Raw genomic sequence first — 21,483 nt, forward strand, 5'->3', positions numbered from 1 at the left:
AGGCTCAGGGAGATGGGTAGGGGGGATGAGACAGGGCAGCCTTGGTGCCGGTATCCGCTTCCGAAGGCAGAACAGTGTCCAGCGGCAGGGTCATGACGGCTTCCAGGCCCGGGGTGAGCGTGGTGTAGGTCAGTGTGCCCGAGAGGCTGCTGACGACGGCATTCATCATGCGCGTTCCGAAACCTGTTCCTTTGAGCTGAGGAGTGCATTCGCCCTGATCAGAGACGGTCAGCACCAGACGGTCGCTGGTTTGAGCTAGGCCGACATACAGTGGGCCAGCCTTGCCATCATAAGCGTATTTGCTGGCGTTGATGACCAGTTCGGTCAGGATCAGGCCGATATTGATGGCGCGATCGGCCGAAATCATGATCGGGAAGAGGGAGAGGTGTAACTGTTCCTGCCAGTCTCCGCCCAGTGCCGAGCACAGCTCTTCCATCAGTTCTTCAAGATAGCGGCCGAGGTCCACGATGCCGAAATGTTCGTCCCGGTACAGGCGTCGATGAACGAGGCCGATGGCAGAGATACGGTGCTGCGCTTCGGTCAGGGCGGTTGTGGTGTCCTCGTTTGAGGCGCTGCGGGCCTGGAGTTTGAGGAAGGAGGCAACCATCTGAAGGGAGTTCTGTACGCGGTGGTTTACTTCCTGGATTAAGAAGTCCTTCTGGCGGAGCAGGCTTTCACGCTCTTTCAGTGTGGCGGCGAGGGTCGCGTTGAGCTCGCGGAGTTGCTGGGTCTGGTAATCCGCGATCAGAACGCGGCGCAGGCGGCGGGCGGTCTGTTTCTGTTCGCTGGTCCAGCGTGTGCTGTGACCGCGGATTGTCTGTTCCCAGGTTCTGAAGGAGGCGCGGGGGCGTAGGACGTCGCTGCCTTCCGCCGTCTCCTTATGCGGGTTTCCGGCCCATTCGATGGTCTGGATGATTTCGACGCGGCTCCAGATCAGGCAGGTCGGCGTCCGGAACGGGAGTGTGATGGCCATGAGGCCGGCCGAACGTTCGGGCCACTCGGCTGCGGGAGGATAATCCTTGCCCAGCATGGTGCTGACGAAAATTCCGCCGTTTGTGCCCAGTCTCAGCCAGTCATGCAGTCGGTGCAGGTTGTCCGCATCGGGCAGTACGCCGCTCCCGGTAATGGTCCGGTCACTGATGACGGCAAAGCCATTGCACGGGAAGAGGGACTGCAGTTCGCTCATGAAGCTGCGCAGGTTACTTTCGATGGGATGGTGCACGTCGAAATGGGACGTCACAAATTCCATCGCGTTGCGCAGGCGCAGACGCTCCTGATAGGTGACCAGTTCTTCCTTGTTCCGCAACTGCCGCGACATGACACCTGCCAGCGTCCGGCAGGCGGCGCGGATGTCTTCGGACAGACAGCGCGGTGTCGCATTGTGGCAGGCGATCAGGCCCCACAAAACGCCGTCCACGACCAACGAGATGGAGGCCGATGCCCGTGCGCCCATATTGGTCATGTACAGAAGATGGATCGGTGAGACGCTTCGGAGCTGGATATCGCTGAGATCGAGCCCTGTTAGTCCGGCCTCTCTGGGGCGGATGGGGGCGGCTTCGTATGTGACGTCGGGGATCACACGGATGCGGTTGCGCAGATAGAGCGCCCGGGCCTGCGCGGGGATATCGCTGGCCGGAAAATGGTGATGCATCAGGGAGGGGAAGGCCTCGTTCCGGCTTTCGCCGACAACGCGACCCGTACCGTCTTCCAAGAAGTGGTAGACCAGAACGCGGTCAAAGCCCGTGAGGCGCTGGAAGACCTCAGCGCCTTGACGACAGACGGATATCGTATCCGGACAGCGCTCGAAGCGGTCCGCCGCTCTGTCGATTTCCCCGAAAATATCCCAGGTCAGCAGGTTGTGCGCTTCGACTGGTTCAAGCTCAATGAGGAGACGGGTGTCCTGAACGTGGCGCAGGATGCTGAAGGTTTCGTCTTTCAGCCCTGCAACGCGCAGATCGGACAGGGAAGACCGCTCTTCATCGTGAAGACGGCTTTCCGGGATTTTCAGCACATCCGCCAGGGGGTGTCCGAGCCAGTCGGAAGCGAGACGCCCTTCGATGTCGCCTGCGCCACCGATGAGTTTCAGGTTCGTGCTATCGGCGACGAGCAGCAGCCCATAGGGCTGGATGGCGTCCGGTCGATGGATCGGCTCGCGGTCGCACGAGGTCATGATGGCATGTTCCAGCGTACAGCCCTGTTCGGGGGCGAGGGGGCGCTGGACTGTCAAATGGAGATCCACCCGAAAGAGGAAGAGAGCGCCCGAAGCCCCTGAAAGAGAGCAGATATGAAAGGTCCAGAAGTCATCGCTTCCATTATCTGCTCCTTCATCAGGACTCTCTATTTATGACATCATGCTTCAAAGATGGCTGTTTTAGGGCTGGCGCCCGTCGGCCTGGATCCAGGAGGCGACGTCTGCCGAGAGGGCATGACGGCTAGCCGGGCGTGTGTAGAGCATGTGGCCGCCCTGATAGAGATGCAGGGACACGCGATCCGCACCCACTGTCAGATGATCCTTCATCCAGTGTGCGGTGCCGAACGGGCAGGCCACGTCGTAATAGCCATTGGCCACGAAAACGCGCAGGCCCGGATCGAGCGCCAGCAGGCGGTTGAGGACTGGGATCTGGTGGATCGGCGCGGGACCGCCCGAACTCCACTTCCAGCTTCCGTTCACTTTGAGGGAAAGCAGGTCGTAAGTCAGCGGGGTCTTGAAGCCGAGCTCATTGGCCGCATAGCCCGAGAAGGCGTTTCCATAAGCACGGCCGAAGCCGAACAGCGTCGGATCGGGGCTTTCGTCCAGACCGTCGGCTGCGGGGTCGGCGATGGACTGTGTAAAGTCGTACAGCCCATACAGGCGGCCGTTACGGGACATAATGTCATGCGAGCCGATGGCCGGGATACCGTGCTGACGCGCGATCACATCCTGCGGCAGGCCGGTGCGCTGGGCGATCTCGGCATACAGCGCCTGACCTTCGCTGCCAGACGGGAGCTTGCCGGCGATTTTCGGCAGATAGGTGTTCAGGGACCACTGATAGGCGTCTTCGGCGGTCTTTTCCGTCACGTTCGGGCTCTGATGCGATGTGATCAGGCTGGGCATCATGAGGGCGGCGGAAAGCGGGTTCTCGTCTGAATCCAGCAGGGGCATTTCGATGGCCGGGGAGATCATGACGATGCCGTTGAGCAGGATACCCTGTTCCATCTGGAGTGCATTTGCGACCTGAATGGAGCGGATGCCGCCATAGCTTTCACCCACGAGGTAGTGCGGGGAGGCTTGGCGACCGTTGGCCGACGTCCAGAGACCGATGGCCTTGGCGAAGGCGCTGGCGTCCTGCTTGACGCCGTAGAACTGGTCTCCGGCCTTTGCCGTATCGGTGGGGCGGGAATAGCCCGTGCCTACGGCGTCGATGAAGACCATGTCCGTGACGGGGAGCCAGCTGTCGGGATTGTCACCCATTGTGGCATGTGTGCCGTCCGTCGGATCTTTGGCAGGCATGGTCAGGGCCTTGGGGCCTGCGGCGCCCAGGTTCAGATAGGCCGTAGCTGCGCCCGGACCGCCATTGAAGAAATACGAGACCGGGCGTGTGCCAGCCGGGACGCCGTCCTTTGTGTAGGAGACGTAGAACATGCGGGCGGTCGGTTTACCGTCATGGTCGCGCAGGATGAGCGTGCCAGCATGGGCGGTATAGGCGATGCCGTTCAGATGATGCTGGGTGATGGAATCTGCCGGAAGCAGGGCTGCTTCGCCGGTGAAGGCGTCGGTGGCCTTGCCGGATTCGACTTTTGTCGTGTCGGTTTTGGGAGCCTCGGCCGCCGCGGCCGTACAGACGGGGGATAGGAGCGTTAAAGCGAGCAGGGCTGCGCGGCGGGTCATCATCTGACGGGCATCTCCGATAAAAAAGCAGGAATATTCCGCCGTATCAGTCCTGAGGCGGAACGGCTACCGCTGCCGCATGAAGTTTTCGTCATGCGGCAGGGTGAGGGGCCCGGATCTGTTCAGGCTTTGGGCGGTGTAATGTTGGGACGCAGCATCAGGCGCGGGTCGGCGAAGCGGTCATACTCTTCTGATGTCATGAACCCGAGTTCCAGCGCGGCTTCGCGCGGGCTCAGTCCCTTCTCCATGGCGTGATGGGCGACTTGCGAGGCGCGATCATAACCAATGGCGGGGGAGAGCGCCGTAACGAGGACGAGCGAACGCTCCAGATCCTGCTTCAGCTTCTTCGTATTGGCTTTCGTGCCTTCGACGAGGAAGCGGCGGAAGTTTTCCGACCCATCATGCAGAAGGGTGATGCCCTGCATGATGTTGTGGATCATGAGCGGTTTGTAGACATTCATGTCCAGCATGCCCGCAGCCCCGCCAAGGCCGACGGCAACATCATTGCTCATGACCTGAAGGGCGAGCATGGCCAGCGCCTCGGCCTGCGTCGGGTTGATCTTGCCCGGCATGATCGACGATCCCGGCTCGTTCTCCGGCAGGTGCAGTTCACCCAGACCGGCTCGCGGGCCGCAGGCGAGCAGGCGAATGTCGTTGGCGATCTTGAACAGGCTGCCCGCTGTCGTGCGCAATGCGCCGGACAGATGCACGAGCGCGTCATGCGCGCCCTGAAGTGCGAACTTGTTCTCACTTGCCGTGAAGCCGAGGCCCGTCAGGCGTGCGATTTCCGTACACGCGCGACGGTCAAAGCCTTCATCCGTGCTAACGCCCGTGCCCAGCGCCGTGCCGCCAAGGGCAAGCGGGAACAGACCATCGCGGGCCTGTTCCAGACGGGCGATATTGTCCGTCAGCATCCCGGCATAACCATGCCATTCCTGACCCAGCGTGATGGGCACGGCGTCCTGAAGATGGGTGCGACCAACCTTCACCAGATCGCGCCATTCTTCGGCCTTGGCGGCCATGGCGTCACGCAGGCGCGTCAGGGCCGGGATCAGGCGACGATGCGTGCCGAGGACGGCCGCGATATGCATGGCGGTCGGGAAGTTGCAGTTGGTGGACTGCGACATGTTGACGTGATCGTTCGGATGCAGGGGCGTCTTGCTGCCGAGCGGATTGCCGGTGATCTGGCAGCCGCGGTTCGCGATGACCTCGTTGACGTTCATGTTGAACTGCGTGCCTGAGCCCGTCATCCAGACATGGAGCGGGAACATCCGGTCATGCTCGCCCTTCGTGATTTCGTCACAGACCGTGTGGATCAGATCTGCACGCTCCTGAGACAGACGTCCACTTGCAGCATTGGCCGTGGCACAGGCACGCTTCATGATCGCATAGGCCTCGATCATCTCACGCGGCATCAGTTCGCGACCGATGCTGAAATATTTCAGGGAGCGCTGGGTCTGCGCGCCCCACAGCACATCGTCAGCAACTTCGATCGGGCCCATGCCATCGGTTTCGGTACGGCTCATTGTCTGTTTTCGGCTTTCCTGCGGGTGATCCGGCTCATTTCACGAGGGAAATTATCGCACAATCGCCGCAGGACAAAGGAAGACAGCCATAGAAAATCAGGATGCCGTCACAGCGAAGAAGCAGCTTCAGGATTCCACGATCTGGGCAACCGGGTGGCGACCATAGGTATTGGTCAGGATCACGCCGGCCATCACGACGGCTCCTCCGATTAGGGTGCGCAGAGAGGGGACCTCCTTGGTGAGGATATAGGCCAGAACCATCGTGACGGGGGGCAGAAGATAAAGTAGCGCGGCGCCCCGGGACGCGCCGAGATGGCCGATCACGAAACCCCAAGCCGCATAGCCGAACGCTGCCGGGAAAATGCCGAGTTCCAGCACCGCGGCCTGTCCCTGCCATGAGGCGTGGGAGAAGCTTGTGAGGCCCTGAGGCAGCCAGGGCGTCAGGAAAATCGCACCAGAAATCAGGACATAAGCGATCGTCGGCAGGGCGCCGTAGCGGCGGATCAGGCCCTTCTGAAGGATCGTGTAAAACGCCGCGCAGACAGCCGCGCCGAACACCAGTGTCGCACCGGAACCAAAGGAGAGGCCGCCGCTTTGTCCGTTGGCGATCATGGCCACGCCGCTGAAACTCAGAATCGATCCTGCCCAACCCCAGCGGGACATGCGCTCACCGAGGAACACCATGGCCAGAAGGCCTGCCATCAGTGGGGCAGCACTGATCAGAAGGCTGGCCGCGCCGGATGAGACGGTCATTTCGCCGCAGTTGAACATGATATTGTAGACCGTAATCCCGATGACCCCGCAGGCCAGGATCTGCGGAATATCCGTCAGTTCCGGGCGGCGGGGACGCTTCCACAGCAGCCACAGGGCGGCCATGACGGCCGCAACGGCGTAGCGCAATGCGGCCAGAGGCACGGGGGCAAAGTCATGCAGGGCAATCCGGACGACGGGATAGGCGCTCGCCCATGACAGGATGGCCACGGCGACGAAGAACGGCATGAAACGCCCGGAAGAATCTGTCATCACTGTCCATTATCAGGAATATTTCCCGAACGGGAGACGGACTTTACGCGAGGCTTCAGAATGTATGCTCGAAGGTCAGTGTTCCGATGACCTGACGGGCTGTATCGCAGCCTGAGAGTGGCAGTCCGGTGCCCCCGAGAATGGAGGTTCTGGCGTTCTTGCACATGGGAATCGCTGGAGCAGTCCCGGATCAGGTCCTCGTCCAGGACCTGTCGGTATATTATTTCAGCCAGCGATCACCGCTGAAACGGTTGTGGGAGAAGAGAAAACCGGCCACCAGCCCGATAGCGGCGAACATGATCGTCCACAGCGAGATTGGCAGCAGCAGAGTCGAGAGCGCCGCGAGCAGGACCATTCCGGCGAAGGCGCAGACGGCGGATTCGAGGATGCGCGGACCGTAATGGCGTTCAGCCCCGCAGCTGGGGCATTTTTCCGAGGTCGGGCGCATGGGCTGGCGGCAGACGGGGCACAGCGCGATGGCGTTGGCTTCGGGTTTTCTCACTGACCGTTATTCTCCTGATGTTCGCCGACCGCGATACGCGCTTCCACGGCCATACGCCAGGGCGCATCGGCCGGTGCCGCTGCCAGGGCGCGGCGATAGAGGTCAAGGCTCTCACCAGAGATATGGCTGCCATTGCGACTTTCAAGCTCGGCGAGGCGGATGGCAAGCTCGGGCTCGAAATGCGCATTCAGGGCGACTTTCCAGTCCCGGATTGCGTCATCCGTCAGGCCTGACCTAGCTTCGACCTGCCCCAACATGAAGTGTCCGGTCGCATAAGTCGAGGACGTGGCAGGGATCGTGGCGACTTCAGCCTGAAGTTTATGAATTGTTTCCAGACCTTTCGCGTCTGGCCCCGTCTGACGTCCACTCAGCGGTTGAGGCGGAAGGGATGGGTGCCCGTTGACGATATAGAGCGCGAAAGCAAGCACAGGGATGCCGATCCCGACGGCGACAACCGGCAGGGTACGGCTGCGTTTTGCAGGCTCGGCGTTCAGGTCCTCAACGGCGGCTTCGCCATCCGTGGCCAGAAGGCGACGCTGAACCTCCAGACGGGCGGCCTGGTATTCCTCATCATTGATAAGGGCAAGAGCATGGTCGCGCTCCAGATCGCCAAGCTGTCCGCGATAGAGGGTGAGAGCAGAGTCACGCGCGTTGACGCGCCGGCGCAGGGTTCGCAGCCCCAGAAATGCGGGGCACAGGGCCACCGCCGCGATTATCAGGATTCCCAACCAGAACAAAAAGATTACTCCCGGCCCGACAGGGCATCCAGACGCGCGCGCTCATCATCCGTGAGCGGCGCAGGCGTGACGACGGTGCGGCGTCTGGTCGCACGCCACGCAATGACAAGTCCGGCCACCAGCGCGAGCGCCGGCATCAGCCAGAGCAGGGCGGTGGACCATGAAAACTGTGGGGCCAGACGGATGAACTCGCCATAGCGCTCGGTCATCCAGTCCATGATCTGCTGATCAGATTTCCCAGCCGAGACCTGCTCGCGCACGACCTTGCGCAGATCGCGGGCGAGGGGCGCGCTACTGTCCTCGATGCTCTCATTCTGACAGACAAGGCAGCGCAGATGCGCTCCAATGGCTTCGGCCCGCTTTTCCTGCGCCGGGTTGGGCAGCATTTCGGACGGATCATCCACGGCGAGTGCTACACCACCACCAATCAGAGCAACTGCGAGCAGCAGGGCCGGAAAGCGTTTGAAGGTCTTCATAGTCCAGCCAGCCTTGGGCGGATTTCCGCCTCGTAGATCTGTGGATCGAGGGCTGCGCTTCCGTGCCAGATGATGCGGCCTCCCGGTGCGACCAGAAAACTCTCGGGCACGCCTGTCACGCCCCAGTCTATGGCGACGCGGCCATGACGGTCTGACGCAACGCGCGCATAGGGGGAGCCGTCACGCTGGACGAAGCCGGCAGCGTTCTCGGGCTTGTCCTCATAGGCGATGCCCCAGATCGGCATATTGCGCGAGATAGCGCGCAGGCCGGGCATTTCTGCCACGCAGGGAATGCACCATGAAGCAAAGAAATTGACCAGAACCGGGCGGTGCTGGGCTTTGAGTTCCGCATCGGTGAAGCCATCGCCAAGGCCTGGGAGGCCCGGCATGGCGAAGCTCGGAATGGGTTTGCCGACATTGGGGTTCTTGATGGCGCGCGGGTCGAAGGCGCCGCTGCGCATGTCGCTCAATATCCGCCAGAAGCCGACGCCGAGGACACCTGCACCAATGATCGGAGCGGCCGTGAGGATGCCGCGTCGTGTTGCGTTCATGTCTCTCTCCCCTCAGGCGCGGGCCATGTTGCGGGCGGACGCGCGCTTGGGGGCGCCGATCCGCATGCGGCGGTCAGACAGCGAGAATGCGCCGCCAATGGCCATGACCAGCCCGCCCAGCCACATCCAGGGTGCGAGCGGATTGCGGTGCAGTCGCAGAACATAGGTCGTGTCCTGGCCGGTGCCGTGCCGGTCACCGATCACACCGTACAGGTCGGTGATGAAGTTGGTGTGGATGGCGACTTCGGTCGTGGTCTGGCTCTGCGTCGTGAAGTCGCGCTTTTCAGGATGCAGGATGGTCACGAGCTTTCCGTTATGGCGGATGGCGATGTCGGCCTGCATGGCCTTGTAGTTCGGGCCGATATAGTCGTGCACGTCGAGAAGCGTCCAGTCGTCTCCGGCCAGAGAGCGTGTCTCGCCGATATGGACTTCAACGATGGCATGTTCGGCCTGAGACATGCCGCACAGCCCAAGGATAGTGATACCCGCGCCGATATGGGCCAGCGCTGCTCCCCAGCTCGAACGCGGCAGGTTCTTCATCCGCTCCCACACGCCCTGCACGGAGGTATGGCCGATGCCGATCCGGCGCAACACGTCGGAGACGGACGCCGCGATCACCCAGACGGCCAGCGCGCCGCAGGCGATGGGCAGGATGCCGGAGAGCTTCCAGAAGCACAGGACCAGCCCGATCGCCGCAATCCCGGCTGCGGCATAAAGATGCGAGAAGGTCCGGGCGAGCTGTGCGCGCTTCCACGGCAGCGCGGTGCCGACGCCCATGGCCAGCAGGAGCGGCAGGGTCAGCGGGATCGTGGCGGCGTCGAAGAACGGCTTGCCCACGGAAATCGTCCGTCCGGCCAGAAGCTGCATGAAGGGCGGGTACATCGTGCCTGTGACGACGACGGCGCAGATCGAGCACAGCAGGATGTTGTTCAGGACCAGCGAGCCTTCACGCGAAACGGGCGAGAACAGACCGGTCGAGGTGAGGGAGGGTGCGCGCCACGCAAACAGTGTAAGCGAGCCGCCGATAACGATGGCCAGCAAGGCAAGGATGAACACGCCACGAGCGGGATCGTTGGCGAAGGCATGGACCGAGTTCAGGATCCCCGAGCGGACGAGGAACGTGCCGGACAGGGAGAACGAGAAAGTCGCAATGGCCAGAAGGACCGTCCAGATTTTCAGGCCTTCGCGCTTTTCCACGACAATGGCGGAATGCACGAGTGCTGTCCCCGTGAGCCATGGAATGAGGGAGGCGTTTTCCACCGGATCCCAGAACCAGTAACCGCCCCAGCCCAGCACATAATAGGACCACCAGGAGCCCAGCGCGATACCACAGGTCAGAAAGCACCAGGCCGCCACGGCCCAGGGACGAACCCAGCGGCCCCATGCGGCATCAACGCGGCCCTCAATCAGGGCGGCGACCGCGAAGGCGAAGGGGACGGCGAAACCGACATAGCCGGTGTAGAGAATGGGAGGGTGGAAGGCGAGGCCGGGATCCTGAAGGAGCGGATTCATGCCCTGACCATCCATCGGTGCCGGGAACACACGGTCGAACGGATCGGAGGTCAGAAGGCAGAACATCTGGAACCCGGCGGAGACACCGCCGAGGATGGCCAGAACGCGTCCGCGCAGGATGTCCGGCAGGTTGCGGCCAAATAGTGAGACTGCGCCGCCGCAGACAGCGAGGATCAGCGTCCAGAGCAGGACGGAGCCTTCATGGTTGCCCCAGACGCCCGTGATTTTATACAGCAGCGGCTTGGAGACGGCGGAATTCGCCGCAACGTTCTGGACAGAGAAATCGTCGCTGACGGCGCACATCACGAGGCATAGGAACGAATAGCCCAGCGCGATAAGCTGCGAGACCGCGAGATAGGGCGCAAGCCCTACGAGGCGCGCATCGCGGCGGCTGGCGCCCCAGAGCGGGACGGCGAACTGCACGAGGGCGAGCACGCAGGCGAGGGCCAGGGCGAAATGGCCCTGTTCTGGTCCGAACATCAGGCGATCAGCCCCCTGCTTTCTTTGCGGTCATGGTGTCCCAACTTGAGGCGTCCGGCGCTTTGCCAAAGCGCGGGTCCCATTTGCCAGTCCGTTTGAGTTCGTCCGCGACTTCCTTGGGCATGTAGGTCTCGTCATGCTTGGCGAGGACTTCGCTGGCTGTGAAGCCACCATCCTTCTGCACGGTGCCGAGGGCCACGACGCTCTGTCCTTCGCGGAACAGGTCGGGGAGAATGCCCGTGTAATGGACCTCGACGGCGGCCTGTCCGTCTGTAACTTCGAAGGCGTTCACGGGAGTACCGTTCTCGTTGATGCGGTGCAGGCTGCCGGCCATGACCATGCCGCCGAGGCGGATGGTTCGGTCAGGCGACGGCGGATTGGCCTTCACCTGCGAGGGCGCCATGAAGAAGACGATGTTGGACGAGAACGCCCGCAGGGTCAGGGCTGCGGCGGAGCCAACACAGGCCAGACAGGCGATGACGATCCAGAGGCGACGGGTCTTGCGGGTCATGATGCTGACCTTTCACGGCGGCGGGCATGGCCCTCAACGGCGGCCAGACGGGCTTTGGATTTCCGCAGGCGCAGGGCAGCACCGACACCGAGGACGAGCGAACAACCCAGCGTCAGGGCATAGGAGGCCGCGATATACGGCCAGTGGTTCGGGAGATGCATCATGCTGCTTGACTGTCCCTGCGATCGAGACGCGAACGGGCCATCATCTGGCGCGCACGGCTTTCATGGATGGCGGCGCTGAGCCGGGTGAAAATGACGGCCGCAACACCCAGCGTAAAGCCGATCGTGCAGATCAGCAGCGGCCAGAGCATCATCATGGACATGGTGGGTGCGCCGGTCAGGGTGATGCTGTCGGGCTGGTGCAGGGTGTTCCACCACTGGACGCTGAACTTGATGATCGGAAGGTCGATGACGCCAGCCAGTGCGAGGATCGCGGCGGCGCGCTGGCCGCGGGCCGGTTCATCGAAGGCGCGGATGAGGGCGATATGGCCGAGATACAAAAAGAACAGCACCAGCATCGAGGTCAGGCGTGCATCCCACACCCACCATGTGCCCCACATCGGCTCACCCCAGAGCGACCCCGTAATCAGGCACAAAGCAGCGGCGCAGGCGCCGACCGGGCCGATTTCGATGGCAGCGAGATCGGCCAGCGGATGCCGCCAGACCAGCGAGAGCACGCTGCAGATCGCAAGCCCGAGGTAGCAGGACGAAGCCAGCCAGGCCATCGGGACATGTACGTACATGATGCGCACGGTGTCACCCTGCTGCCAGTCAGCCGGGGCGACGAACAGGCCCCAGATCACGCCGACTACGAGAAACACGATCGCACCACCGGTCAGCCAGGGCAGCAGAGTGCGCGCCAGACGTAGAAACTGCCCCGGATTGGCATAGCGATGGAGCAGGTTGGGGGTAGGGCGCACTGGGACACGGACCTCGGCAGAGTGGCAACGCGGCGATGGGTTCCCCGCGACAAGTTCCCCATTGAAATAGTCCGAAGCAATCATATTCGGAAGAGGTGCGTTGTCCCATTGTTCCGATCACTGTTATCACGTTTCACGGAATTGAGCGGCAAATGCTCTAATAAATGCCCTTGCGGCGGGAGTGAGACGTGGCTTTCTGGCTGGTGAAATCGGAACCTGAGGCGTTCTCGTGGGCACAGCAGGTCCATAACGGCGTCGAGCCGTGGACGGGAGTGCGCAACTATCAGGCGCGCAACAACCTCTCGGCCATGAAAAACGGCGATCTGGCGTTTTTCTATCATTCCGTCAGCGAAAAACGCATTGTCGGCGTGGTTGAGATTGTACGGGAGGCTTATCCGGACCCGACAGCAGAAGATCCGCGCTGGGTCTGTGTGGATGTGAAGGCGATGGGGGCTTTTGCCCATCCAGTGAGTCTTGCCGACATCAAGGCGGATCCTGCCCTGGCGGAGATGGCACTGCTGAAACAGTCCAGACTGTCAGTTGCGCCGGTGACGGAGGCGGAGTTCCGTCACCTGACGCAGATCGGGGGGTGGACGCGTCCCTGAGAGGTGCGGTTTTAGTGAATGGGGGAGGAGTCGCCGTTCACGAGGATGTTCGTCTGGCCGTTGACCGGATGGCCGGCGTAGCTCGTCGGGGAGTCTTCATCTTCATAAGATGACTGAACGGGCGCGTTGAACTTCACCGGCATGCCGAACAGCGTGAAATGGGATGGCAGGTTGTTGGTGCCATTGGTCTTCTGCTGGGCGTTCGGGCCGGGCATGCCGACCGGAAGATGGGTGCGGACGCGATCGCTGTAGCTGGCAAGCACGGTCTCCGAGTCTTCCACTTCTGCATAGCCATGTGGCGGCGGCGGCGCGCCTTCATCGGGCAGGGCGGACTGCTGGGCCGGAGTCAGAGGTTTGGCCGGTGCGCCGACGATCTGGCCGGCTGTCGGGCCCATCTGCGGAAGATTGGCCGTGCCGTGTACGGCATGGTGACGGGTGTGAGTTGTGGCGGCATGGGCCGAAAAACCGGCCGGGATGAGGAGGCTGGCTGCCAGCGGAGCAGATAGGATCCAGCGCGATAATACGGTCATTGTTGTAATTCTCCTCACCCCGCCGGGGGCGTCCCGGGTAGCGTCACAGGGCCGATATCCCCATGATGGCGCCATGTTAGGATATGAAACCTGCTATCCGGTAAACGGTTTCGGGTCTTACGAACAGGAGTTTTGATCGTCATGACCGTAGTGAATGACACGCAGCTTCCAACCAGCGAATTCGCTTCGATGGCGCTGGACGGGGATTCGCTTGCCCAGCTTCAGTCGGTTCTCGAAAAGGTGGAACAGGGTCGCGGGGTTCTCGTGCGTCTTGCAGACCTGATGGGGGGGGCGGTCGGACAGGCGACGCGACTCGGTATGCAGGGACTTGGCCTGGCGCCGGCAGTGCAGGAAAAATTCCACAACGCGGCTGAGATCGCCATCGAGCGTGCGTTCAAGGTCGCCATACTTGGGATCGATAACGAGGCTCCTGCCGTTCGTGAGCCCTGGCGCGAAAATGTGGGACAGGCCGCCGTGGCTGTTTCGGGCGCGCTGGGTGGTTTCGGCGGAATCTTCGGTCTTGCACCGGATGTGGGTTTCACGACGCTGACCATCATGCGCGAGATCGCGCGTATCGCCCGCGAGGAAGGCGAGGACCTGCGTAATGAAGACACGCGCCGGGCCTGTCTCGAAGTGTTCGCCCTGCGCAGTTTTCCGGCACGACAGGCCGAAGATGAGAGCGAACTCGGGTTCTTCTCGGCGCGGGCGTTGCTGCGCGGACGGCCGATCGTCATGCTGATGGCGGAAGTGGCGTCGCATTACGGAATTGGCCTGTCGCGCAAATTCGCGTTGCAGATGGTGCCCGTGGCGGGCGCGCTGTGTGGGGCATCGCTCAATGCGGCATTTCTCGCGCATTACCGCGCGCTGGCCCGGGCCCATTTCACGATCCGCCGTCTGGAACGGACGCATGGGCTGGCCGTTAAGGAAGCAGCTGCCGACCTGCGCGCAGGGGGAACCGGCGCATCTGAAACATTCTCCTGATTTTCGGGAGTTTCCGGGGAAACCCCATGCCGATCAGTCCTGTCTGGCTTGGATAGACATTGTTGCTGGCGGTCGTAAGCTTTTCCTCACCGCCGCCGCGTGCCGTCAGCAGGACGGTCTGCACTGGGCGAGCAGCAACCGCGACGGTGATCCGCCTTGTTATACGGGGATGGCGGGAAGGCTGAATCGGGCGCAGGCCAATCTGGCGTAGACGCTGCCGATCTCTATTGGGGCAGTGCGCAGTCTGATCTGAGGTATCTCGATGGCCGGTCTGATCCTGATGTTGATCAGTCTGCTGTGAAGGACGCCTCGGTCATGGACGGGGGTTCGACACCTTCGCGCATCATCCACAGATCCATGAGCGCGGAGATGACCAGGCAGAAGACGTTGACCTTGGCGAGGGTCATCAGCAGGCCGTGCGCTTCAGGCATTGCAAGACGCAGCGCGCCGAGAATGACGAGAATGATGGCATAGACGAAGGCAAGCGGCACTGGAGGTCTCCCTGACGATGGAACACCCTTACCATGCCCGCTGCCGGCACGGCCATGTTTTCCCGTGATGACCGGATCATGACACGAGTAGAGACTGTATCCTCATGGACGACATAACGCCGGATCTTCTGTTGCGGGCCTATGCCTCGGGGATCTTTCCCATGGCGCCCGACGCCGGAAGCACGGAACTCTCATGGTACCTGCCCGAAGAGCGCGGGATCATGCCGTTGAACGGGATGCACGTCCCCAAGAAGCTTATGCGACTGGTGATGTCCGGCAAAATGACGGTGACGGCTGACCGGGCTTTCGATGCGGTCATGCTGGCCTGCGCAGAGCCTGCGCCAGGGCGGGAGACGACCTGGATCAGCGGGCGTATCCGCGCTCTTTACGGTACACTGCACAGGCAGGGAAACGCCCATTCCATCGAGGTCTGGGACGGTGAAAAGCTGGTGGGTGGCCTGTATGGCGTGTCGCTGCATGGGGCTTTTTTCGGCGAGAGCATGTTTTCGCGCGAACGTGATGCTTCTAAGGTGGCTCTGGTTCATCTTGTCGCAGGGTTGCGCAAGGGGCGGTTCACGCTGCTGGATACACAATACACCACGCCTCATCTGACGGGGCTTGGCGGTATCGGAATTCCAGCGGCGGATTATCAGTCCCTGCTTCATCAGGCGCTGACCGTGTGTGCGGTCTGGCCTGACGATTTCAGCCTTCAGGCCCTGCGGGAATCCATTGCGTCCCTGCGTGTGCCTGCCGGGTACGCGCCTGCCGGAGATCCGCCATGATTGTTTTCACGCGCCCCGCCCTCATGTCTGCCGCGCCCTTGGGAGTGCTGGCTGTCGGCCTGTGTCTGGTGACGCCGGCCCGTGCGGAGGACCATCCCCGCCTGACGCCGACGCGCGATGTCACGGTTGTCTATGAACTCACCACGCCGTCTTCGCCTGCCAAAGCTGGGCCCAATACCGTCAAGGTGGCGTTCTCGGGGGCGGGCGATCTGCTGCGGATTGATTCGCAGGACGGCAATGGCGTGACGATTCTCGACCGGCCGGCGCAGCAGGTGACGCTCGTGATGATGAAGCAGCAGGTCTATACGCGTCTGCATCCCAGCCATGGCCTGCATAATCCGTTCATGCTCGATATGGACATGCAGTATACGCCGGCGGGACATGAAACCGTGGCGGGCGTGGCCTGTGAGCGCTGGGACATCCAGAGCAGCCATGGCAAGGCCAGCGCCTGCGTGACGGAAGACGGCGTCATTCTTACTGAGAATGGCGTGGATGCGGATGGGGTGGAAGGATCGATCAAGGCCCTTTCGGTGTCCTATCATGATATTCCTTCCTCGACGTTCGAGCCGCCGGCGGGATTCCATATTCTCGAGCCGAAGGCCCGGCCAGCCCATCAGAGCCAGGCCGGAAGTGCGACACCGTCTCCCGTGCCGGAAGCCTCAGGCAGCGACATGAAGACGACAATGCCTGAGGCAGCGCGCCCCGAGACGTCCGATTCCGACAGCCCCGTGATTGGAAGCCAGGACAGTCCGGCCCCGGCGGCGACAACACCTGGCCCTGAGGCACAGTTGCCGGGGCAGTCGTCCCAGACTGATACGACCCAGCCTTCCGTTTCCAATGATTCTTCGGGGGATGGCTCGGTGTCCGCTCCGGATCAGCCGCCCAGCGGTCCTGCTGATGGAAATCAAAAATGAGGCTGACGTTCTGGCACGGCGCATGCGGCGCGGCCTGTATTCTGATGGCGGCAGTATGCGCTTTCCCGGCAAGGGCAAATGTGCCGTCTGCTCCGGTTCCGGCACCCTCGCCAGAGTTGGGTTCGGCCCCGCTGGTAACGCCGCTGCATGACGCCGATATCGATTATGTCCTGACCGGCCCGTCCGGGCAGCGCATGCACCAGCGCATGCGCTGGACGTCCGCGCTGTGGCGGCAGCGGGTCGAGCCGGAAGGCTCTGCTACGATCATGCTGACGGATTACCGTACGCATACGCTGATGGTGCTGGATGGCACGAACCGTACGGCGACTGTCATGTCTGCGCCGGGGCAGGGTTTTTCCGCGCCTGGGACACCAGCATCCGGATCATGGCGCAGACTGGGGCAGGGCAGGATCGCGGGTGAAGCCTGCACGATCTGGGAAAGCGCGGACAGCGATCATCACCCAACCACATTCTGTTACACTGATGACGGTCTGATGCTCGGGGCGGTCCATGATGGCAAGCCGGTCGTGGAGGCAGTTTCCGTCAGCCACGCCCCGCAGCCTGTCGAGATTTTCGACCCGCCGCCGGGCTATCACCGCGTCGATCCCGCGCACTGAGATCGTAGGGCCTGAGCGGCCCGGCGCTGTTACAATTCGTCCGGCTTCTGCCATGATTGGCGCCTCTTGCTGCCATTTTCAGCGGTCATGATCTTTCTCATGGACGGAAAAAGACCCCCTTCATCCGGGGATTTCCGGTCCACGTGTTTCGAGGAGAAAGATGCCATGCGTCGCATCACACGTGCAGTTCTTATGGCCGCTCCCCTGCTGATCGGCTCTGCCATTGTCCCGAATGTTCTGGTGCCGCAGGCTCAGGCTCACTGGCATGGTGGCGGCCCTGGCCCGGGCTATGGATATGGTGGCCCGCGCGGTGGCTGGCATGGTGGCTATCACGATCATTCTGGCGCTATCGTAGGCGGGATTCTGGGTGGTCTGGCGCTGGGTGCCGTGGGTGGTGCGCTTCTGGCGCAGCCTTATGCGCCTCCGCCGCCCCCGCCTCAGGTGGTCTATGCCCCGCCACCGGTCGTTTATGCACCGCCGCCGCAGGTCGTTTACGGACCGCCGCCGGCAGTGGTCTATCCAGGGATGTATCGGGGTTACTGATCAAGGCAAACTGAACACTCTGTGTCCACTTTGCCTTGATCGGAGCGGAAGGGTGAGGCAATCATGCCTGTCATGACAGCTTCTCTCTCCATAACGGACCTTCAGCCGGGTGACCGTGCGCCGGATTTCACGCTTTCCGCCTCGGGTGGACGCACGGTTGGCAGTGCAGAGCTGAAAGGGAAGCCCTATCTGCTCTATTTCTATCCGAAGGCCGATACACCGGGCTGCACGACGCAGGCCTGTGGGCTTCAGGAAGTTCTGCCGAAGTTTGAGGCTGATGGCCTGACCATCATTGGCGTCAGCCCCGATCCGGTGGCGAAAATTGAAAAATTCGCCACCAAATACGGGCTTCAGTTTCCCTTGGCTTCGGATGAGGATCATGCCGTCGCCGAGGCTTATGGAACATGGGTTGAGAAATCCATGTATGGCCGGACCTATATGGGAATGGAGCGCAGCTCCTTCCTGGTGGACGGGCAGGGCATCATCCGGAATGTGTGGCGCAAGGTGAAGCCTGCGACCCACGCAGCTCTGGTGTCTGAAGCATTCCGGAATCTCTCTTTGGGAGCCTGAGGGCTTCCCGCACGAACTTTTTTACGAGGGAGACAGGCCGGAAACGCGCCGATGACCGTCTATGGCCGTCCCCGACTTCCCGCGCTCTCCCCGCAGGCGTTTCCATCCTTTCTGTCCAGGGCCACATTTCCCCCGGCATCTGCATATTGCGCGCTGGGCAGCGCTGGTCTGTATCACGCCCATCGCGCTCGTCGCTGCCGCGGGAAGTGTCTTCCTGTGGGAGCTGGCGCATGGTCCGGTGGACATCACGCGCATCTCGCATCTTGTGGAGCCAGTTTCCATCGCGGCAGGCAAGCGCCCGGGACATCCGGCCGGCCGTCTGAGCTGGGATACGCTGCACATCCAGTGGCAGCCTGCGGCGGGTGGCGTTCCCGCCGGACTGGTGCTGATGGCGCGCGGACTGAAAGTCACCCGCTTCGATGATCTGATCGCCGAACGTGCCGAAGAGGCTGATGCCGTTCTGTCGCTGAGCGCGCTGTTTGAGGGCGTGATCGCGCCCAGAACCCTGCGGCTTGAGAACGCCACGCTGGCCCTTCGCCGTCTGCCCGGTGGCGATGTGGACATGGATCTGCCTAACCAGAAACGGGGTGGCCGGGGCGTGCCGACGCGGCTGGACAGGTTGCGGGCAATTGATGTCCACAATGTTTCCGTCACTCTCGCCGGATTGCCGCAGGGCCGGACCGCCGTGATCGGACCGGTCGAGATGCAGGGGCGCCGCATCCGGGTGGCGCACCATTCGCCGAATTTCGTCTGGACGGGAACTGCCCGGACGATGGTCATGCTCGACGGGTTCCGCACGACCCTGACGGCGCAGGCCAGGCAGGTTGGGAATACGGGCAGGCTCCATTTGGGCAGCACGCCGTTTGAACCTGCGAAGCTTGGTATTTTCAGCCCGCTGGTGGCGGACTGGCATGTTCCGGTATCGGTCGGCGCGGATGCAGTTTTTGTGCCGCATGGCATGGACGAGCAGCCTTCGGAACTGACGCTGAACCTGTCGCTGGGCGATGGACAGGTGTTCCAGAAAACGGCTGATCCGATTCATCTCCATGCCGGACAGGCGAGTGTGCATCTGCAGATGGATCGCCTGGGCCTGAATGGGGGTGCTACGGTTTCGGTGCCGTCTGTCGGGCTGGATGTGGCGGATAATACGGGTGCGCTGACACATGTGCATGCCTCGGCCAGTTTGAGGCTGGACAGTCTGCGTCAGCCACGGGTGATGGACGGGGACGTCGAGGCCGGGCTGGACGGGGTGCGCTTTGCGACGCTGGGCTCCATCTGGCCGGCCAGCATCATCAAGGGCGGCCGGCGCTGGATTTCCAGAAACATCACCGACGGCACGGGGCGGGACCTTGAGGTTAAAGCCCATCTGCACGGCGATCATGGGCCGGCCAGCATTCTGCCAGTCTCGGTTCAGGGGCAGTTGACGGGGCGCGGTCTGACGGTGAACTGGCTGCGGCCGGTTCCGCCCGCGACGGGCCTGGATGCGTCCCTGCATTTCGACGGGCCGGAGACGCTCGTGATTGATCTGAGCCGAGGTGTCCAGCCTACAGGCGTGAAGGAAAATGTGCTGCTTCCGGACGGGGAGATCCGGATTGGCGATCTGTATGCAAAGGATCAGACCGGGGATATTTCCACGCATCTGACGGGGTCTCTGGCAGGCTTCATGTCCGCGCTGGCGCATCCGCGGCTGCATCTTCTGGCGCGACATCCGCTGCCGTTCACGAATCCGGATGGAATGGTGGATGCGCATGTGCGGATGACGCTGCCGCTTGTCGCGCATATTCCGGACGGGGCGCTGCATGTCTGGACGCAGGCCACGTTCTCCGGCGTGCATCTGGGCAATGTCCTGCTGGGGCAGCCGGTGGACGGGGCGTCTGGAAAGATGTCTGCGACCGAGGCTGCGCTGGACCTGACGGGAGACGGACGGCTTGCGGGGATTCCCACGCATGTCGTGCTGCATGAGAATTTTCAGGGCGGGGCGCCGTCTCGGGTGTTGCAGACGATCGATGCACGTTCGGTTCTGGACCCGCAGTCCGCCGCGAAGGCTCGGATCGCGCCGGGAGGGCTGTTTGATGGGCATGCGGTTCTGAATGCGCATTTCGTGCAGCAGGCCAATGAGATGTCCGATCTGAAGCTGTCGTTGGACATGGCGCAGGCGGCCCTGACAGTGCCGATCTGGGCCAAGCCGATGGGTGAGCCTGCGACGGCCATGGTGCATATCGGGTTCCAGAACGGACGCATGTCGGTTCTGGACGGATTGCAGGCGCATGGGACCGGGCTTTCAGTTGCGGGGCGCGGTGTGACCCGTGCAGGCAAGCTGACGGAGATCGTGCTTGAGGGCTTCCGGATCGGCCGGACGGAGGGTGATGCGCGTATTGCCCTGCCGCAGGCCGCGGGTCAGCCCATTGGCGTGACGGTCGATGCGGATCCGCTGGATCTGGCGCCGATGTTCGCGCCCCATCTGCCGACGGCGCCGGCTGCTGCGCCGCGGAGTGGGGCAGGCGAAAAGAACGTGTCCATGGGGGACAGCTGGTCCATCAGCCTGAATGCGCCGCATGTCTATTATGGGCCCAGGGCGCAGGTCGGCGGTGTTGTCTCGCAGATTGAGCTGCGGAACGGGCATTTGGTCTCGGGGCGATTTGCGCTCGATGCGCCGACGCGGGTGCGGGCGGTGCTGGGCGATACGGGGCGTGAGCATCCGTTTGTGCTAGATATTGATAATCTGGGAACGCTGCTTGAAGGTCTGGGCCTGTATGACCGTATCCGGGGCGGTCAGACGCATCTGGACGGGGTATTCACGCCGGACGAGACGACAGTGCGGAAGGTGCCGGAAGGGCAGAATACGAAATCGGCCGGACTGTGGGGAGGTCTGCCTCCTTTCCGGGGGCATGTGGAAATGGGACCGTCACAGTTCCTGCGGCCGCCTTTGACGCTGACTGCGGTATCGGACCTGTCTCCGCTGCATTGGCTGACCAATCATCTGGACCGGTTCGAGATCAGCCATCTGGCGACGCGTCTGAGCCTGGCGGGGAACCTGCTGGTGCTGCATGATGGCGTGATCGGTAATCAGGCGCTTGGGGCTACGATGGAAGGGCCGATCGACCTGACGACGGCTAAACTGAGCCTGAACGGGACAATCGTCCCGCTGTTCGGGCTTAATGCGCTGCCCGGACGGCTGCCGGTTTTGGGGCATCTGCTGTCTCCAGAGAAGGGCGGCGGGCTGCTCGCGGCGACGTTCGATCTGCATGGAACGGTCGAGAAGCCGGATCTGTCAGTTAATCCGTTGTCGATGCTGCTGCCAGGCGCGATGCGGCGCATTCTTCATTAAGTCGGCGACCGGGG

The 21,483-nt window shown here is 62.3% G+C and carries 22 protein-coding genes; 8 read left to right on the top strand and 14 right to left on the bottom strand.

What is annotated here, in order from left to right:
• Nucleotides 1–4 precede the first annotated feature (4 nt).
• The 12 genes from GSP01_RS00575 to GSP01_RS00625 all read right to left on the bottom strand — a co-directional run bounded on the left by GSP01_RS00575 (nucleotide 5) and on the right by GSP01_RS00625 (nucleotide 12,108).
• Nucleotides 5–2,227, bottom strand: a complete 2,223-nt coding sequence (locus tag GSP01_RS00575) for a histidine kinase dimerization/phosphoacceptor domain -containing protein (RefSeq protein ID WP_228123664.1) — start codon at nucleotides 2,225–2,227, stop codon at nucleotides 5–7.
• A 144-nt stretch (nucleotides 2,228–2,371) separates the two neighbouring features.
• The gene (locus tag GSP01_RS00580; RefSeq protein WP_141349594.1) at nucleotides 2,372–3,871 is read right to left on the bottom strand and encodes a S10 family peptidase; all 1,500 of its coding nucleotides are present in this window, start codon (nucleotides 3,869–3,871) and stop codon (nucleotides 2,372–2,374) included.
• A gap of 119 nt (nucleotides 3,872–3,990) precedes the next feature.
• Nucleotides 3,991–5,394: a class II fumarate hydratase gene (locus GSP01_RS00585; protein WP_141349596.1), complete on the bottom strand. Its 1,404-nt coding sequence runs from the start codon at nucleotides 5,392–5,394 to the stop codon at nucleotides 3,991–3,993.
• 126 nt (nucleotides 5,395–5,520) lie between these two features.
• Complete coding sequence (locus GSP01_RS00590) at nucleotides 5,521–6,417, bottom strand: DMT family transporter (RefSeq protein WP_141349598.1); 897 nt, start codon at nucleotides 6,415–6,417, stop codon at nucleotides 5,521–5,523.
• Nucleotides 6,418–6,637: 220 nt separating this feature from the next.
• Entirely contained in the window at nucleotides 6,638–6,919 is a 282-nt protein-coding gene (locus GSP01_RS00595; RefSeq protein ID WP_141349600.1) for a hypothetical protein, read from the bottom strand.
• On the bottom strand, nucleotides 6,916–7,656 hold the full coding sequence (ccmI, locus tag GSP01_RS00600; protein ID WP_141349602.1) for a c-type cytochrome biogenesis protein CcmI: 741 nt from the start codon (nucleotides 7,654–7,656) through the stop codon (nucleotides 6,916–6,918). The genes GSP01_RS00595 and ccmI overlap by 4 nt, the downstream gene beginning before the upstream one ends.
• Nucleotides 7,657–7,661: 5 nt before the next feature.
• A complete protein-coding gene (locus tag GSP01_RS00605) occupies nucleotides 7,662–8,132 on the bottom strand; it encodes a cytochrome c-type biogenesis protein (protein WP_141349604.1) in 471 nt (156 codons plus the stop codon).
• A complete protein-coding gene (locus tag GSP01_RS00610; RefSeq protein WP_141349606.1) occupies nucleotides 8,129–8,683 on the bottom strand; it encodes a DsbE family thiol:disulfide interchange protein in 555 nt (184 codons plus the stop codon). Before GSP01_RS00610 ends, GSP01_RS00605 begins: the two co-directional genes overlap by 4 nt.
• Before the next feature lie 12 nt (nucleotides 8,684–8,695).
• Complete coding sequence (locus tag GSP01_RS00615) at nucleotides 8,696–10,675, bottom strand: heme lyase CcmF/NrfE family subunit (protein ID WP_141349608.1); 1,980 nt, start codon at nucleotides 10,673–10,675, stop codon at nucleotides 8,696–8,698.
• Between the two features lie 7 nt (nucleotides 10,676–10,682).
• On the bottom strand, nucleotides 10,683–11,186 hold the full coding sequence (gene ccmE, locus GSP01_RS00620; protein WP_011253174.1) for a cytochrome c maturation protein CcmE: 504 nt from the start codon (nucleotides 11,184–11,186) through the stop codon (nucleotides 10,683–10,685).
• Complete coding sequence (locus GSP01_RS14670; RefSeq protein WP_167315815.1) at nucleotides 11,183–11,350, bottom strand: hypothetical protein; 168 nt, start codon at nucleotides 11,348–11,350, stop codon at nucleotides 11,183–11,185. The genes ccmE and GSP01_RS14670 overlap by 4 nt, the downstream gene beginning before the upstream one ends.
• Nucleotides 11,347–12,108 (bottom strand): heme ABC transporter permease, encoded by a 762-nt coding sequence (locus tag GSP01_RS00625; RefSeq protein WP_141349610.1) that lies wholly within the window; start codon nucleotides 12,106–12,108, stop codon nucleotides 11,347–11,349. Before GSP01_RS00625 ends, GSP01_RS14670 begins: the two co-directional genes overlap by 4 nt.
• Before the next feature lie 188 nt (nucleotides 12,109–12,296).
• Between GSP01_RS00625 and GSP01_RS00630 the strand changes: the two genes are divergently transcribed.
• Entirely contained in the window at nucleotides 12,297–12,713 is a 417-nt protein-coding gene (locus GSP01_RS00630) for an EVE domain-containing protein (RefSeq protein WP_141349612.1), read from the top strand.
• Between the two features lie 11 nt (nucleotides 12,714–12,724).
• Here GSP01_RS00630 and GSP01_RS00635 read toward each other — a convergent pair whose 3' ends face one another.
• Nucleotides 12,725–13,243 carry a hypothetical protein gene (locus tag GSP01_RS00635; RefSeq protein ID WP_141349615.1) on the bottom strand — a complete coding sequence of 173 codons (519 nt, stop codon included), beginning with the start codon at nucleotides 13,241–13,243 and terminating at the stop codon, nucleotides 12,725–12,727.
• A gap of 141 nt (nucleotides 13,244–13,384) precedes the next feature.
• Here GSP01_RS00635 and GSP01_RS00640 point away from each other — a divergent pair, with 141 nt between their 5' ends.
• A complete protein-coding gene (locus tag GSP01_RS00640) occupies nucleotides 13,385–14,224 on the top strand; it encodes an EcsC family protein (RefSeq protein WP_141349618.1) in 840 nt (279 codons plus the stop codon).
• Nucleotides 14,225–14,511: 287 nt separating this feature from the next.
• Here the strand turns inward: GSP01_RS00640 and GSP01_RS00650 are convergent, their stop codons facing one another.
• Nucleotides 14,512–14,715: a hypothetical protein gene (locus GSP01_RS00650; protein WP_141349620.1), complete on the bottom strand. Its 204-nt coding sequence runs from the start codon at nucleotides 14,713–14,715 to the stop codon at nucleotides 14,512–14,514.
• Nucleotides 14,716–14,819: 104 nt separating this feature from the next.
• Between GSP01_RS00650 and aat the strand changes: the two genes are divergently transcribed.
• From aat to GSP01_RS00680, 6 genes are all read left to right on the top strand, one after another.
• A complete protein-coding gene (gene aat, locus GSP01_RS00655; protein ID WP_141349623.1) occupies nucleotides 14,820–15,497 on the top strand; it encodes a leucyl/phenylalanyl-tRNA--protein transferase in 678 nt (225 codons plus the stop codon).
• Complete coding sequence (locus GSP01_RS00660) at nucleotides 15,494–16,411, top strand: DUF4412 domain-containing protein (RefSeq protein ID WP_141349625.1); 918 nt, start codon at nucleotides 15,494–15,496, stop codon at nucleotides 16,409–16,411. The genes aat and GSP01_RS00660 overlap by 4 nt, the downstream gene beginning before the upstream one ends.
• The gene (locus GSP01_RS00665; RefSeq protein WP_141349627.1) at nucleotides 16,408–17,028 is read left to right on the top strand and encodes a hypothetical protein; all 621 of its coding nucleotides are present in this window, start codon (nucleotides 16,408–16,410) and stop codon (nucleotides 17,026–17,028) included. Before GSP01_RS00660 ends, GSP01_RS00665 begins: the two co-directional genes overlap by 4 nt.
• A 165-nt stretch (nucleotides 17,029–17,193) precedes the next feature.
• The gene (locus GSP01_RS00670; protein ID WP_141349629.1) at nucleotides 17,194–17,571 is read left to right on the top strand and encodes a hypothetical protein; all 378 of its coding nucleotides are present in this window, start codon (nucleotides 17,194–17,196) and stop codon (nucleotides 17,569–17,571) included.
• A gap of 63 nt (nucleotides 17,572–17,634) precedes the next feature.
• Nucleotides 17,635–18,141 (top strand): thioredoxin-dependent thiol peroxidase, encoded by a 507-nt coding sequence (gene bcp / locus GSP01_RS00675; RefSeq protein ID WP_141349632.1) that lies wholly within the window; start codon nucleotides 17,635–17,637, stop codon nucleotides 18,139–18,141.
• Between the two features lie 61 nt (nucleotides 18,142–18,202).
• Nucleotides 18,203–21,469 (top strand): DUF3971 domain-containing protein, encoded by a 3,267-nt coding sequence (locus GSP01_RS00680; protein ID WP_141349635.1) that lies wholly within the window; start codon nucleotides 18,203–18,205, stop codon nucleotides 21,467–21,469.
• Nucleotides 21,470–21,483 lie beyond the last annotated feature (14 nt).

This window comes from Gluconobacter sphaericus NBRC 12467 (assembly GCF_006539125.1).
In the GTDB taxonomy this organism is placed as follows: Bacteria; Pseudomonadota; Alphaproteobacteria; order Acetobacterales; family Acetobacteraceae; genus Gluconobacter; species Gluconobacter sphaericus.

Coding starts and splice junctions, on each gene's coding strand:
- GSP01_RS00680 (WP_141349635.1), top strand. CDS start 18,203: ATGGCCGTCCCCGACTTCCCGCGCTCTCCCCGCAGGCGTTTCCATCCT.
- GSP01_RS14670 (WP_167315815.1), bottom strand. CDS start 11,350: ATGATGCATCTCCCGAACCACTGGCCGTATATCGCGGCCTCCTATGCC.
- GSP01_RS00580 (WP_141349594.1), bottom strand. CDS start 3,871: ATGATGACCCGCCGCGCAGCCCTGCTCGCTTTAACGCTCCTATCCCCC.
- GSP01_RS00585 (WP_141349596.1), bottom strand. CDS start 5,394: ATGAGCCGTACCGAAACCGATGGCATGGGCCCGATCGAAGTTGCTGAC.
- bcp (WP_141349632.1), top strand. CDS start 17,635: ATGCCTGTCATGACAGCTTCTCTCTCCATAACGGACCTTCAGCCGGGT.
- GSP01_RS00640 (WP_141349618.1), top strand. CDS start 13,385: ATGACCGTAGTGAATGACACGCAGCTTCCAACCAGCGAATTCGCTTCG.
- GSP01_RS00615 (WP_141349608.1), bottom strand. CDS start 10,675: ATGTTCGGACCAGAACAGGGCCATTTCGCCCTGGCCCTCGCCTGCGTG.
- GSP01_RS00590 (WP_141349598.1), bottom strand. CDS start 6,417: ATGACAGATTCTTCCGGGCGTTTCATGCCGTTCTTCGTCGCCGTGGCC.
- GSP01_RS00605 (WP_141349604.1), bottom strand. CDS start 8,132: ATGAAGACCTTCAAACGCTTTCCGGCCCTGCTGCTCGCAGTTGCTCTG.
- ccmE (WP_011253174.1), bottom strand. CDS start 11,186: ATGACCCGCAAGACCCGTCGCCTCTGGATCGTCATCGCCTGTCTGGCC.
- aat (WP_141349623.1), top strand. CDS start 14,820: ATGGACGACATAACGCCGGATCTTCTGTTGCGGGCCTATGCCTCGGGG.
- GSP01_RS00665 (WP_141349627.1), top strand. CDS start 16,408: ATGAGGCTGACGTTCTGGCACGGCGCATGCGGCGCGGCCTGTATTCTG.
- GSP01_RS00660 (WP_141349625.1), top strand. CDS start 15,494: ATGATTGTTTTCACGCGCCCCGCCCTCATGTCTGCCGCGCCCTTGGGA.
- GSP01_RS00670 (WP_141349629.1), top strand. CDS start 17,194: ATGCGTCGCATCACACGTGCAGTTCTTATGGCCGCTCCCCTGCTGATC.
- GSP01_RS00610 (WP_141349606.1), bottom strand. CDS start 8,683: ATGAACGCAACACGACGCGGCATCCTCACGGCCGCTCCGATCATTGGT.
- GSP01_RS00635 (WP_141349615.1), bottom strand. CDS start 13,243: ATGACCGTATTATCGCGCTGGATCCTATCTGCTCCGCTGGCAGCCAGC.